Raw genomic sequence first — 14,149 nt, forward strand, 5'->3', positions numbered from 1 at the left:
CGACATCGCCGACACGGTGAACATCGTGGACCCCAGACCACCCGCGGCACGGAACACCAGGAGTTGGACGTAGTCCTGGGCGAAACCGCACATGATGGTGGAGACGGCCACGACCAACACCCCACCGACATATACCGGAGGCTCGCTCAGCGCCGTCGTCAAGCGACCACTGACTGGCGCAAACGCGAGGCGAGTCAGGGCGAAGACACTGACGATGAAGCCGGCGGCGGCGACCCCCACATCGAAGCTCTTGGCGAATTGGGGAAGGATCGGCGCGATCAGCCCGAAGCCGAGGGCGATGACGAAGGCCGCGGCGATCAGGACCTTGATTTCTCGGGGGATCGGCGGGTTGTTAGCAGAGGCGTGTTTCGTATACATAGGTCCTAGTCGCACTTACTAACGATACGTCAACGTGTCTGCGCGGCAAGGAACATTATGCTGCCAAACAACTCTCGAATTCGCTCCACCAGGCACCGGGAATCCTAGCGAAATAGTTGAGACCCTTAGATCCACGAAGGCTTGGGCTTGTATTCAACGATTGACAACATACGCCCAATGAACGCCTCGTAAACGTGGGGCGCGTAGTGGACAGGGTCCGGTCCCCAAGGGTGGTCTGCATGACTCGTGATTTCAGAAGGCGGATCAATTCGTGTGACGTCAGGCAATTGCTCGAATATGTGGTCCATTCGGCTCCACCAAACGTCGTTCTCTACCGTCAGTGAGTCTGAGAATGAACGGCGCCTACCATCCTCATAATAACCGCGAGCAGACCTTGCGGCATTAAGAACGATTCGCGTGCGGGGAAGGAATTGTTCGCGGAAATGTTGAAATCGTTCGACAGCCCGCTCGAAAAGGTCCATATACTTAGACGGGTCCGTCCGGACTGAAACTATTTCCGGCCCTGTCAAGCTCCTGAAGTACTCAGAATTTCGAAGCTTCCAATGGTTATCGGTGACATGAGTGCCATCGAGTGCAAGGCAGCCGAATCGAGCATCGATATGGAAGTCGAATACTAAAAGATCGGGAGTGTCTTTGCGCAGTTCTTCGAGGTAGGACTTGTGAAAATCTCGCAGGGTGGCCGTTGCGGAATGTTTGTCCAGATCCGCGAAAGTATCATTCGGTACTCGTAGGGGATCGGCCATAAATGACGCGAAAGAAGTTTGATACTGCTGACCGTGAAAGTCAAAGTATTGCTTCCACTGTGGAACAAGCCGTGAATTGAACGGGTCGCGGGACACGCATGAACCAACGACACCAACACTCGGCTTTCGGTCTGTGCCAGCAAAGTTGTTTTCGAGGAGGAGTCGCTCGGTTGTCGGCTTACGAAAAATTCCGGACCTTGATCTGGCGAGGACCGAAGCCTCGTAGAGACCTGGCGGTAGGCTGGCCGGAAGCTCTACTCCTTCGTATCGCGGTGTCGCGAAGTATGCTTTGGAATAGTCGTTCCACGGGTCACGTACACGTGCATTGGCCGCCAATCGACTCGCATTTGCCAACGGAATCGTACGTTCTATCGTCGGTTCGCCCGTACTTTGGAGATGGAGTGAGTAATTTATGTCCCCCCAATTTGCTGCTTCCTGACCTGGAACAATGAAGTAGCCCTCGAGGTGGACAAGACTGTCTTTCGTCCAGTGTTTACCTTCTTCGAATATGGCATCTTGGAGGCACAGACTTGCACTGATCGGGGCGACGACCAACTTCGCGCCAGAATTATCTGCGGTCGCGAGCGTAGCTTGTCCATTCTGGATATTCCGGTTCACGCGTGGGGCTTCTGATACCAGCGGCTTGACAAAGGTCTGCGAAGAATGTTCAACATCCACGTCGAGTGCGTAGTTTCCCTCCGGCAAATCGCGCAGATCCAACCCTAGACGCCCTGGAGTGCCGAATCGGCCATAACTGTAATCGCAATATTCGCTTTCGAAGTACCTCGTGTTTAAGGAATTATCGTAGAGCGTTCCAAGGGGATAGAACCTCTCGGCTGTATCTGTGCGCAGGCGGAGGCGGATTTTGATGGCACCATAGTCGGATGCAGGATATCCCTTCATGAAGGACGCCCCCTCGATATACAGCCGACCGTCTTTGACTTCGAATTTGTCGATGGAGGCTACACTCTCTCCGCGAGATCTGAGCTCGTCCAGTCCCGCGGAAACGGAGGGCGAACCAGGGTAGCCAGCCCCGTTAGATACTTCACCAATACGTGGGATTGCGCCCTCGCCCAATGCAGTAATCAGGGACAGAATGAGCGGCACGTTATATCGGGTGACATCTATATGCTCCCGAACCAGTGCGCTCTGGGTAACGACTAGATTGAAGTTGTCGTATTTCTCAAAGAGATGCAGATTGGGCAGAATCTGCAGTTCGAATTGTTCATCTTGAGGGGATGTGAAGAGGTAAATATTGCGCGCAGCTACCGTATCGTTTGTGACGAGATCAGGCAGCCAGCGGTCCAGTTTTTCGTTTTGATCTTGACCGTTGAAGTCGAGCATCTTTTGGTGAACTTTTGGCCAATGCGCTTTGACGTATGAACCTATGGCGAATTGGGGGACCGTGATCAATACGTTTTTGCAGTCGAAAAGGATTGCGTGCGCTAGCGCCGCTGAACCACCCTTGGAAAATCCGGCGAAGGTGCACTGTGTCTGGTCGAGGGACAATTCGACGAGGATACTTTGAATAAGCTCTTGGACTGCATCGGCATAATCAAGATTCCCTCGCTGCCCGAGGTAGTATACGGGCGTCTCGTCCACCGAATCGCGGATCCACAAGATATCGGAACGAACTCCGGCAACGACGGAACCATCAAAGTCAAAAGTCCCTGGCGGCCTGAATCCCGAAAAGACGACCAGTAGATGCCGTCTGTCCTGACGACGAGCCCGCGTCTTGTACTCTACGGACTGGCCATTACTGCCCACGAAATACTTCAGATTTTTCATCCGACATCCTCGGTTTGGGGCCGTCAGTAGGACCAACGCACTATGTGTGAGTGCTGCAACCTAATCCGGTCATGTACATGTATTAATTTGCTGATCGTGATCGAGCTTCGTCCGATTGACATAGCTGCCTACCTGAATTTATGAAGTCTACAAAGACTCGATGAAGGTGGCGGTCCGGGCGCTATTGTTCTGGTCCAAATGAGCAAAAGTGCTAAGTGCGCGATTGCGGAAGGGGAATAGGAAGTCCTCTGAGCCATGCGCCAGCGTACGTTCAACCAAACTAACGGCTTCGGACAACTCTGCGGCCACTGGCCCAAATCCGTGCTGGTCGTAATCGAAATACCCTCTTCGGTAATTGTGTTTTCCGCTGAAGATCTCTTCGCTATCGAACTGAAAATAGACTACTGGTATCCCCAGGAGTGCAGAGTCAAAGGCTACTGACGAATAGTCAGTAACGAATATACGAGCCTTCGCCAGAGTCGCTTGGAAACCATCTTCCTTCGTGTCCAAGATGCGTACGTGTGAAGGTAGAGAGAGCGCGTTGAGGTACTTGGACAATGAAGGGTGCGGTAAAAACCCTATTTCGAGATTGTGGTGTTCGGCAGCTTCTCGCAGTCCGGCGGACGAAAGGAAATCTAACCAGTTTTGGCCAAAAGTGGATTGTTGGAAAAAGTCAGTGGCGCTTTGGGTGCCCGTTGCGTTTGCGAATCCATTCACGAGTTCTTGTCGCCACGTTGGCATGACAAGGATCAAGTTTCCGTCGCTTGGTTCGCTGTTTCTGAGTTTCAAAAGCGCATCAAATCGAGGAAAACCGGTGAGGCCGACTTGACGTTTCCGTAGGGTGTATGGCGATTCGGTACCAACAATTGAATTGTATTCATCATGTGTTGCGCAGATCATGCCGTCCATGCGCTTCGGATTCAACCATCGGGACAGGTCGTCCTTCGTTACGCCATGCTGAAGGAAAATGAACTTCGATCCCGAGTAGTCAAATCTGTTTCGGGGGATGGGGAACATGACGTCAGCGACCGCGTCGGAGGATATTCTGTATCGGCAGTTGAGAATCAGTAGTACAGACTCGTCCGAGCCGTACGCGACAAGCCTGAACCCCTCGGCTGACAACCGGTCCCAGTCAGCACTTGAGCGGCGCAGCAAGAAGAAGGCCTTTATATCTGGACGGTTACGTAGAAGGTGACGATACAGATGCTCTCCGTTGTCGTCGGCGTTGTCGGGCCGATCCATTACAACCCAAGCTCCCCCATATTTTCCTCTGGCTGCTGGTGAACTTGCCTGTTTCTTGAGCTCATCAGCGTGGTCAAGCTCGCGCTCCGCATTGCGGCGGTGATTGGCTTTGGCCAACAAACGCTCGCCTGCATCAACAACAACCTTTGTTGAAGGCTTGGATAGAGCGAGAGCTTCTACCTCGACGCGCGTTAGGATCCGTTTTGCTCGCTGTCTTCGTTCGGCAAGTTGCGAGTTTAGGTTTCGAAGGCGCAACCGTAGTGGCGATTTAGCCGTATCGTCGTTTGAAGTGGCGGCTGGGGCAAGTACGTGTCCGCCGAATACTGGTCTCGGTGGCGTAGGATTTGCAGATCTTTCGATGTTTGCCTTCTGGCCATCAACATACACTCGCACGTGTCCGGGCTCGGACACGCTGAAACTGCGCTCAGTCATCATGCGTTCACCAAAGAAGACATGATTTGTATAATTGTCCGTTGAGGGTAGAGAGGCTACTCCGTTGACATAGATTTCGACTTGGGGCGGAATGCCACTGTAAAGAATGGTGTATTGGTTTCCGCCGACTTTGGAGTCGACGCCCCATTGGAAGATGCGACTAGTTCCAGAAAAAGTTGATTTGAAGTAGGACAGGAGCATTTCCCGCATTGACCACCAAATAGGATTGATGGAGAGCTCGAGAATAGCTTCGACTTCGATATGCGCGAACACCTTTGACAATAGGGTGAGGAAGTCTTCCTTGAGCTGTCCAGAAATCCACGCGGTTCTGCTGTGTTGCTTGGACTCTTCCTTGAAGTACCAGGCCAAATCGTATAGGACCATGTTTTGAGCCCACCGGGGAACGTATCCCAGTGAATTCTTGACTTGCCTAAGCATGTCAAGATATCCCAATTCGAGTACGGTGCTGTAGCGCGCATTCGTTCCCCAGCTGGATTGAACGAGTGAAGACTGGTCGCTTCGTTTTCGATAGTAGTACCGCGCATCGGCAACGATGCCGATGATCGGGTTGTCAACGGTAGACAAGTATCGGCCAAGTAAGTGCGCGTCTTCGAAAGTCGGTTCGATCAACGGGTTGTACGTCAGGTCGTGGGCGCTAAGAATGCTTCGACGGAGAAAAGCGGTCGCGCCGAGCTGAATATTTGTTGGCTCTTCGAGAAGTGACGTGATCCTTGAACCGTCTCGGAACCGAAAATCTAGAGGATGGCCGTTCGTGAGGCCGCCCGTCTCTCCGTTCAGGAGCACGACACGCGATACGAGCATGGTGCACTCACCTTGAGTGTCGCGTTCGATGAAGTCGGCAACGGCAGAGAAATAATCGCGGTCCAAGATATCGTCGGGGTCGACAACAGTGACCCAAGTACCGGTGGCATGTTCGAGTGCAAGCTTCCTTGCGGAGGCGGCTCCTTCGTTAGCTTGGGTCAGGACTGTTGTATTTTTCTGCTTCTTTGCCCATTTTTGAGCAATTCTTAAGGTTGAATCCGTTGAACCGTCGTCAACGATGATCACCTGAATGTTGTCAATGCCAAAAGTCTGTCGCTCAAGAGAAGTCAGCGTCCCCTGTATGTACGACTCGACGTTGTACGCGGCCACAAGGACGCTGAAAAGTTCGTTTGGCATGAGTCTTCCTGAGATGGCAATGGAGGCAGTTCACCACGCGCCGGTGTAAGGGGCCATAATGGGAACGAAAACACAATTATGCATGAACCCTTGTCAATGCGTGCAGTTGCGACTAGACGAAGGGGGAGCCTTTCTTGCGGCTTGCGCCATTACGAATGAGGTTACACAGTTTGAATCGGATAGATCATGAGTCGCCGCAAGTGGCAACCGCGCGAGCCCGAGAGGCATCGAGAGTTTACGGTCCGAGTTCAGCTCAAGCTACGGCCGAATTGATCACCGCTGCTGAAGCATTGGCGGCTTCGGGATATGTTGATGAGGCCATCTCGAGATTGCGAGTTCAACTTGAGCTTAGCCAGAATTCGGATCTTCAGTCCCTACGGCGAGTCGCCGCATCCTTGGATGCGTGTTTGGCTGCGTCGGCCAGATTTGAACACGAGAGTTACCTGCTGCGAGCTCTCACATCCGACGCTGAGCTGTCTGACGAAGAACTTAGCTCCTTGGACTGGGCCCGACGTGTGACCGGAGGGCTGGGAATTCTCAAGTTCTTGATAGGAAATTTCCAGGCGGGTGCGGAACCGTCCCATTCTTTCGCAGCTTTCGCAGTCATCTACGGAACAGACTTAGGACACGGGGCATGGACCTACGGTCTTGCTCGGTCTTCGCTATACACCACAGACACCAGGCGCGACCCGTTGGGTGCTCGGAGACTTGAATATGCGATGGACCGCGCAAATCAACATCGTGACGACGTGACCGTCCAGGGCGGTTCAGTGCACGACGGGGACGGCTGGTTGCCGCGCTATCGTTGCGCGATAAATGAATATATGTCAGCGCCAGCGTTGGACTCATTAGATGCGCTAATCGAATCAGCGCTTGAAGTTTCAACTCTACTGGGAGGGCTACTATTTAACAGAACTCTCGCCCAGGATCTCACGGGACTCCTCATGGCGTCGATAGAACTTATCCCGGAACGGTCAAGAGCTAGTGTGAGAGTGCTCTACCGGAGGGCCATAGTCGGTTTATTGGACAGCGACGTCGCATATTCTGTCGTTGTTTCCCGCTGCCGCGAGCCCGAAGAGCATGGCGTCGTTGGTGATTCCGGAGCTCGCTTAGTGCCGACCGAGCAGTGGCCCTATGTGGTCGCCGCGCCAGTCAAACTACTAGATCTGCTTTCGCGTGAGTCTGCCATTAGTGCAGAAGCCGAAGACGAGGTGATGGGACACTCCACGCCAAAGGATCGCTATTCCGAATTGGCCGTCACGTCCGTGGCAGGTCGCGCTCGAAGGGCGAGTGGAACTGGGCACGCGAATCCGATAATGGTGCTCCCTAATTTTGACGACCTGATTTCGGCGATCGAAGAGTACATGGATCAGGTGTCGATCGCATCCGATGACATTGTGAGGGGCGAGCTGAGCGCGGCGAGAGCCCGCTTGGAGGCGTTGGAAGACTGGGCGCAGTGGCGGGGCTGGGACTTCAACGAACAGGCGGTTCGACTCAGATGGATGCTGGCATGGATAGCCTTCGCGGATGGTCGGCTAAGTGAGGCTGTGAAATATTTTGTTCGTGAGTTATACCCCTCGCGCCACGGCCTGACTGCCGTCGATAGTTCGGTTGCTATATTTCGCCTATCAGCGTTGGGCATTTTGGGGGTGGCAGCCCCACGGAGCTACACCCTCAGTGCGGATCGTTTGGAACTCTTGTCAGCACTCGCAGCAAGCTATTCCGAATCTAGCCTCGAGCACCTAGTGTCCACGATGACTCACGCAGTCGTCTTGAGCCAGCAGCGTCCGATCGATTCGATTCGATATTCAAGGCGCTTTACGGCCCTCCAGAGAAAGTTTGGGTTTGTAAACAAGAATGCACGTTTGAGAGTAGCTCTACTTGAGGCCGGCTGCCTTCACCGTTTGGGAAGGGATCGAGAATGCGGTTCGATATGTCGGCGAGAGCTTGACAGTGCGCCCGGTGGCTCGCCCGAATTGCAAGCGCAGACGTTGTGGTTGGAACTTGAATCTCTGACGAACATGGGTAGCATTGCAGGCTTAGACGCAGCACTGACTGATTCTCGGCGAATTGTTGGAGACCCGATTCTGCAACAATCAACGTCGTTGGCTCTCCTCCTTGCGATGGGGCGTGGTCATCAGATAGCTGGTGATATTTCCGAATCACTAGAGGTCCGGATGGAAGTTCTTGAGCGTTTTCGGCACCTGCTTGGACGAAGAGACCTGGTCCACGTTTTGACGCTTTGCGCAATGCAAAGCGAGGAAGTTGGCGATCTTATCGCTGCATCTCGTTGGTGGGCAGAACTCAGCGATTTGTCTGAGCGAAGTGCAAACTACTATCGGCAGCGCGTAATTTCAGGAACGGAACGACGTGACAGCACCGCAAGGTAAAAACGCCGGAGCAGCGGTCTGTACGCTCCGAAGCGGGCGACAGCGACGCCGACGGCTGTCTGGGTCTGTGCAATTCTAGGGCCTGTCAGTAGCGTCATTCCTGACGGCGTAACGCAAAACACTTAGGTCGCGAGACAGGAAAGCTTTGGACTTGCGCTGCTTCAGCGATGGCCACGTGGGGCGTGCTCCCTTCCGGTTGCTTCCTTAGTCTGTGAGAAACTGTTGCCGTGCCTACTGAAACCCTTCTGATCATTGCCATAGTCGTCGTCGTGGTCCTCGTCGTCGGTCTCGGAACCGCCTTCTTCCTCCGGGGGCGCAAGACACCTCCGGGGACCTACACGACCACCCGCGATGCCAACGACCCGGCTCCCGGAGGCGGCGGAACCGATACGCTCGCGCGGCCGGGGGAGGCCCCGGCCCAGGACGCCGACGGCCGCGGATCGCTGGATACGGCTCCTGCTCCCGAGGACACGTTGGGGCGGGAGGATGTTGCCGTCGATGTACCGGCCCCCGTGCTCGGGCGCCTGGCCCGCCTGCGCGCTCGACTGGTCAAGTCCAACAATGCCCTCGGCAAGGGGCTGTTGGCCCTGCTCTCGCGGGACGACATCGACGGGGACGTCTGGGACGAGATCGAGGAAACGCTCCTGCTCGCGGACCTCGGCAGCGAACCGACGCAGGAACTGGTCGACGCCCTGCGCGAGCGCGTCAAGGTGGAAGGCCATCGGGATCCGTCCCAGGTGCGCTCCATGTTGCGCACTGAACTCATCAAGCTCGTCGACCCGTCGATGGATCGTTCGATCGTCTCCGACCGGCAGCCGACCGGGCCGTCGATCGTCATGGTCGTCGGAGTGAACGGCGTCGGCAAGACGACGACCATCGGAAAGATCGCCCGGGTCCTGGTTGCCGAGGACAAGGACGTGCTGCTCGGCGCCGCCGATACCTTCAGGGCCGCTGCAGCCGAACAACTGGCCACGTGGGGTGCCCGCGTCGGTGTGCCGACCGTCCGCTCCGACGTAGACGGTGCCGACCCTGCGTCGGTTGCCTACGAAGCCGTCAAGGCAGGCATCGACCAAGAGGTCGACGTCGTCATGATCGATACCGCGGGCCGTCTGCAGAACAAGGTCGGGCTCATGGACGAGCTTGGCAAGATCAAGCGCGTCGTCGAGAAGCAGGCAGCCGTCAACGAGGTCCTCCTGGTGCTGGACGCCACCACGGGACAGAACGGGCTGAACCAGGCCAAGGTCTTCTCCGAGGTCGTCAACGTCACCGGCATCGTGCTGACGAAGCTCGACGGCACCGCCAAGGGTGGCATCGTCGTGGCCATCCAGCGCCAGCTCGGAGTGCCGGTCAAGCTCGTCGGACTCGGCGAAGGGCCGGATGACCTGGCACCGTTCGACGCCGAGGAATTCGTCGACGCACTGCTCGACTGATCCCCAGGGCCCGGTGGGCCCCACCGATTTCGGGCCCCGCACCACTGACGTGGTTCGGGGCCCGAAACATGTCCGAAACGTGGTCGGAACGAGCACCTTACCTGGTGGGGATTCTTGTTACTTCTCCGAAACGCCTGCGTGCCCCGGCGCGAAACACTGGCACGGAATTCTTGAGGCATCGGCGGGACGGACCCGCCGGAATCGCTTTCGGGAGGACCCGAGATGGAATTATCTGCCGGCCAGGTCTGGATGATGGTCTGCGCAGCCCTGGTGCTGCTCATGACCCCTGGACTCGCCTTCTTCTACGGCGGCATGACGCGCGCCAAGGCCGTTCTGAACATGATGATGATGAGTTTCGCCGCAGCAGGCGTCGTGGGAGTCGTCTGGGTGCTGTGGGGCTACTCGATGAGTGGTGGCGGCCACGGGATGGCCGGACTGGTCGCCGATCCGTTCACGGCCTTCGGCCTCGGGTCCCTGGTGGGGAGCGCGGATCTGATCAGTGCCGCCTACGGCGCAACCTTTGCGATCATCACCGTCGCCTTGATCTCGGGCGCCGTCGCCGACCGGGCCAAATTCAGTGCCTGGCTGACGTTCGCGCCGATCTGGGTCACCCTCGTCTATGTCCCGATCGCCTACTGGGTATGGGGCGGTGGGCTGCTGGGCCCCGACGGTGCCATCGGCTCCTGGGCCGGGGAGGCCATCGACTTCGCCGGCGGCACTGTGGTGCACATCAACGCCGGCGTGGCCGGCCTGATCCTCGCACTGATCATCGGCAAGCGACGCGGTTTCGGCAAGGACCCGAGCCAGCGTCCCCACAACATCCCGCTGGTCATGATCGGCGCGGCTCTGCTGTGGTTCGGCTGGTTCGGTTTCAATGGGGGAGCTGCAGGCAGCGCGGAGCAAGCGGGTCTGATTTGGATCAACACGCTGGCCGCTCCGGCCGCGTCGATGCTCGCCTGGATTGCCATTGAACGAATCCGGGATGGGCACCCCACGTCGCTGGGAGCGGCGTCCGGCGTCGTCGCCGGGCTGGTGGCCATCACCCCTGCCTGCGCCAACGTCTCGCCGGTGGGAGCCATCGTGCTCGGATGTGTCGCCGGGGTAGCCGCTGCCCTGGCCGTGGGTCTGAAGTACCGCTGGGGATATGACGACTCCCTGGATGTCGTCGGCGTGCACCTGGTGGCCGGTCTGGTCGGCACCCTGGCGTTGGGATTCCTGGCGTTGCCCGGCGAAGACACGGCGGGTGGTCTCTTCTACGGAGGCGGCTTCGCCCAGCTCGGCACCCAGACCGTCGCCGTGGTGGTCTGCGTGGGCTACACGGCGATCATGACCACGATCATCGGCCTGGCGATCCACAAGACCCTGGGACTGCGTGTCAGCGACGAGGCCGAGGAAACGGGAATCGATCTGGCCGAACATGCGGAGACCGGGTACGAATTCGGCGGCCTCGGCACCACTGGATCCTTTGTGCCGCACCCGGCGACCTCCAGCCACCTGCCGCAACACACCATTGAAGGGGCACAGTCATGAAACTCATCACCGCGATCATCCGGCCTGAGAAGATGGGCACCATCCGTGAGGCACTGGAGAGCTATGGGGTGCGGGGCCTGACGGTCAGCCAGGCCAGCGGATACGGACGCCAACGAGGACACACCGAGGTCTACCGCGGTGCCGAGTACACCATCGACCTGCTGCCCAAGGTCAGGGTCGAGGTCCTGGTCGGTGATGAATGGGCCGACGACGTCGTGGACGTTCTCGTGGCCACGGCGAACACGGGCCGCGCTGGCGACGGCAAGGTCTGGGTCACCGAGGTCCGCGAGGCAGTCCGGGTGCGCACCGGTGAGCGGGGCGACGCGGCGGTCTAACTGCGGCACCGCCACCAGGAGGGCCACCGGATCGGACCATCCCGATCCGGTGGCCCATCTCACTGGATGTCACACCGCGGTGCGGGCATTGCTATCGTGTGCCGATGTCTGAATCCGTGAGCAAGACGCGTGACCAGAGACTCGATATTGCCAAGGGCGTCCTGATCACCTTGGTGGTGGCGGGCCATTTCCTGGAGGCCATGAACGACTGGTCAGCTGAGACCGTTCGCCTGCCGTTGACGCTGATCTACTCGTTCCACATGCCGGCTTTCGTGTTCCTGACGGGCATCACTGCCAAGCCGTACGGGCTGGTCCGGCGGATCCGGCCGCTGGTCATGCTCCTGGTGTCGTTCCAGACGGCATTCCTGCTGGCCAGCCCCTGGCTGGATCCCGAAGCCACGTTCACCTGGAACACCCCGTACTGGATCTTGTGGTTCCTGCTGTCGCTGATCTGGTGGTTGCTGCTGACCCCCGTCATCCACCGTTTTCCGCGGGCATCCGTCGCCCTCTCCATCGCGGTCGCCATTTCCGCCAGTGCCATGCCGTTTGCCGGCTATCCGCTCGCGGTCGGGCGGACCCTTTCCTTCCTGCCCTTCTTCGTGATCGGGTTCGTCTACGGGAAACCCATCCTGAATTGGTGTACAGCCCCCGGTGGGGCAGTCCGGGGCTGGATCATCACCGCAGCCGTCGCCCTACCCGTCTTGCTCTTTGCCCTGAACGTCAATAATGGATGGCTCTATGGCAGCATGAGCGCCACCGTTCTCAACGAGGGGACGGCACCGGGCGTGCTGACCCGGGCAGCCGTGATGCTGATTGCCGCCACCATGACCGCAGGGTTTCTCATGGTGCTGCCCCGGTCGTCGGGGATCCCCTGGGCAGTGCTCGGGCGCCGGAGTCTCGCCGTCTTCCTCTTCCACGGTTTCGTGGTCAAGATCCTTGACCCCTACCTGCCACGCATCCTGGCGGACAACAATGTGCTCTCACTGGTATTCGTGGCGATCCTGACCGCTGGCACCGTCGCGCTCACCTCGTGGCAGCCACTCGATGCGCTGGTCCGCACCATCGGTCGCCCCGCCGCCGGCAAAACAATCGGGACGTCACTTGGCGCTGGAACCGACGGGAGCCCGACGCCTGTCGCGCGCACTCGTGAACCGGAGCTCACGCAATAGCGTCAGCGGGACGTTCCCTCACAGCCCCGTTCCGGGGACCTCGCCATTCTTGGGCTCACGGTCGAGCTGGACTTCCTGGCTGGTCAACCAGTGATCCGGCCCATTGGACCCGGCAGGGTATTCCTCCAGGGGCACCTCATCGTTGGCCCACGCGGCCAACACCGGTTCCACGATACGCCAGCACTGTTCGGCGGTATCATCACGCACCGACAGGGTCGGGTCGCCGGCGAGCACCCCGGCGAGGACTTCGCCGTAGGGGAGCAGGTCGGGGCTGTTCAGTTGGGCGGCCAGCCCGATGCGGTCCAGCTCGTACATGTCGCCGGGGCCGTTGACGTCGAGCTCCAGCTCCAGGGTGTCCGGCCCGAAGCCGATGCGCAGCCGCGTGGGCGTGTCATTGCCGGTGAAGCCCACGGGCAGGTGTGAGACGGGCTTGAAGGTGATGACCGCTTCCTTGCGGGGGCAGCCCAACGCCTTGCCGGAGCGCAGCAGGAACGGGACTCCGGCCCAGCGGGCGTTGTTGATCCGCAGTTCGATCTCGGCCAGGGTTTCGGTGCCGTTCGCCGCGTCCACCCCGTCCTCGTCCACGTAGTCCGGGACGTCGTGGCCGCGGCTGGTGCCGGCCGTGTAGCGCGCCCGACGGGTGCTCCGGGCATAATCGGTCGGCACCTTGGTCGCCCGCAAGACCGAGCCGATGTGATCACGCAGGTCCCGTTCGCCCAGGGTTGCCGGGGCGTTCAAGGTCAGCAGGGCGAGGATCTGCAACAGGTGCGATTGGATCATGTCGCGCAATGCGCCGGCGTGGTCATAGTAACCCGCGCGCGACTCGAGGGCAAGGTCCTCGTCGTAGAAGATCTCCATCTTCGCCACGTGCTCGGCGCTGAAGAGCGGTTCCAGGAACCGGTTGGCGAAGCGTAGTCCCAGGATGTTGAAGACCGTGGCCTTGCCACGGAAGTGGTCCACGCGCTGGATGTACTCCTCGGGGACCAGTCGAGTCAGGGTCCGGGTCAGGGCATGGGCGGACTCAGCGCTGGAGCCGAAGGGCTTTTCCATCACCAGCGTGGTTCCGGCGGGAACCTCTGCGGGGGTGAGGACCTCGCAGGCCTTTTGGCTGATCTTCGGTGGCAGGGCGAAGTACAGTGCCACCGGGCCCTCCAGGGTGGAGACGAGCTGGCCCAGTTCGCCGGGGGCAGTCACATCGAGGGCCGAGTAGCTCGTCTGTTCGGCAATCCGGTCCAGATGGGCCGCGCCGTCAGCCGTGGCCTTCTTCTTGGCTTCTCCAAACACGTCGGCAACGCGCTTCTGCCAGTCCTCGGCGCTGAAATCGGGCGAGCCCGCGCCGACCAGGACCAGGTCGGCTTCGCGGCCGGTGGCGATCAGCTGGGCCAGACCGGGCAGCAGGAGCCGGCCGGTCAGGTCACCGGAGGCTCCGAGGATGAGCAATGTCCTGACATGGGATTTCTTCGCTGCACTCACGACCACTAGCTTGCCATCATCGCGGGTTCCCTGTCTGCT

The 14,149-nt window shown here is 58.7% G+C and carries 9 protein-coding genes; 5 read left to right on the plus strand and 4 right to left on the minus strand.

Going from position 1 to position 14,149, the window contains the following annotated elements:
• The 3 genes from ABD088_RS05460 to ABD088_RS05470 form a co-directional block, all read right to left on the minus strand.
• The coding region (locus ABD088_RS05460) for an MFS transporter (RefSeq protein ID WP_343900622.1) at positions 1-378 on the minus strand (378 nt) is incomplete at its 3' end.
• A 125-nt stretch (positions 379-503) separates the two neighbouring features.
• Positions 504-2,930, minus strand: a complete 2,427-nt coding sequence (locus tag ABD088_RS05465; RefSeq protein WP_343900623.1) for a DUF6270 domain-containing protein — start codon at positions 2,928-2,930, stop codon at positions 504-506.
• 147 nt (positions 2,931-3,077) lie between these two features.
• The gene (locus tag ABD088_RS05470) at positions 3,078-5,783 is read right to left on the minus strand and encodes a CDP-glycerol:glycerophosphate glycerophosphotransferase (RefSeq protein ID WP_343900625.1); all 2,706 of its coding nucleotides are present in this window, start codon (positions 5,781-5,783) and stop codon (positions 3,078-3,080) included.
• A gap of 1,112 nt (positions 5,784-6,895) precedes the next feature.
• Here ABD088_RS05470 and ABD088_RS05475 point away from each other — a divergent pair.
• From ABD088_RS05475 to ABD088_RS05495, 5 genes are all read left to right on the plus strand, one after another.
• Entirely contained in the window at positions 6,896-8,173 is a 1,278-nt protein-coding gene (locus tag ABD088_RS05475) for a hypothetical protein (protein ID WP_343900626.1), read from the plus strand.
• 227 nt (positions 8,174-8,400) lie between these two features.
• Positions 8,401-9,603, plus strand: a complete 1,203-nt coding sequence (ftsY, locus tag ABD088_RS05480; protein ID WP_343900628.1) for a signal recognition particle-docking protein FtsY — start codon at positions 8,401-8,403, stop codon at positions 9,601-9,603.
• Positions 9,604-9,825: 222 nt separating this feature from the next.
• On the plus strand, positions 9,826-11,133 hold the full coding sequence (locus ABD088_RS05485) for an ammonium transporter (RefSeq protein ID WP_343900629.1): 1,308 nt from the start codon (positions 9,826-9,828) through the stop codon (positions 11,131-11,133).
• Positions 11,130-11,468: a P-II family nitrogen regulator gene (locus tag ABD088_RS05490; protein WP_343900630.1), complete on the plus strand. Its 339-nt coding sequence runs from the start codon at positions 11,130-11,132 to the stop codon at positions 11,466-11,468. The genes ABD088_RS05485 and ABD088_RS05490 overlap by 4 nt, the downstream gene beginning before the upstream one ends.
• A 104-nt stretch (positions 11,469-11,572) precedes the next feature.
• On the plus strand, positions 11,573-12,637 hold the full coding sequence (locus tag ABD088_RS05495; RefSeq protein ID WP_343900631.1) for an acyltransferase family protein: 1,065 nt from the start codon (positions 11,573-11,575) through the stop codon (positions 12,635-12,637).
• 18 nt (positions 12,638-12,655) lie between these two features.
• Here the strand turns inward: ABD088_RS05495 and ABD088_RS05500 are convergent, their stop codons facing one another.
• Positions 12,656-14,110 carry a glucose-6-phosphate dehydrogenase gene (locus tag ABD088_RS05500; RefSeq protein ID WP_343900632.1) on the minus strand — a complete coding sequence of 485 codons (1,455 nt, stop codon included), beginning with the start codon at positions 14,108-14,110 and terminating at the stop codon, positions 12,656-12,658.
• Positions 14,111-14,149: the final 39 nt, after the last annotated feature.

The sequence above is a fragment of the Arthrobacter rhombi genome, assembly GCF_039526245.1.
Classification (GTDB): Bacteria; Actinomycetota; Actinomycetes; order Actinomycetales; family Micrococcaceae; genus Arthrobacter_H; species Arthrobacter_H rhombi.

What these genes read in the sequence shown, in the direction of transcription:
- ABD088_RS05490 (WP_343900630.1), top strand. Translation starts at nt 11,130, where the DNA reads ATGAAACTCATCACCGCGATCATCCGGCCTGAGAAGATGGGCACCATC.
- ABD088_RS05485 (WP_343900629.1), top strand. Translation starts at nt 9,826, where the DNA reads ATGGAATTATCTGCCGGCCAGGTCTGGATGATGGTCTGCGCAGCCCTG.
- ABD088_RS05470 (WP_343900625.1), bottom strand. Translation starts at nt 5,783, where the DNA reads ATGCCAAACGAACTTTTCAGCGTCCTTGTGGCCGCGTACAACGTCGAG.
- ABD088_RS05495 (WP_343900631.1), top strand. Translation starts at nt 11,573, where the DNA reads ATGTCTGAATCCGTGAGCAAGACGCGTGACCAGAGACTCGATATTGCC.
- ABD088_RS05465 (WP_343900623.1), bottom strand. Translation starts at nt 2,930, where the DNA reads ATGAAAAATCTGAAGTATTTCGTGGGCAGTAATGGCCAGTCCGTAGAG.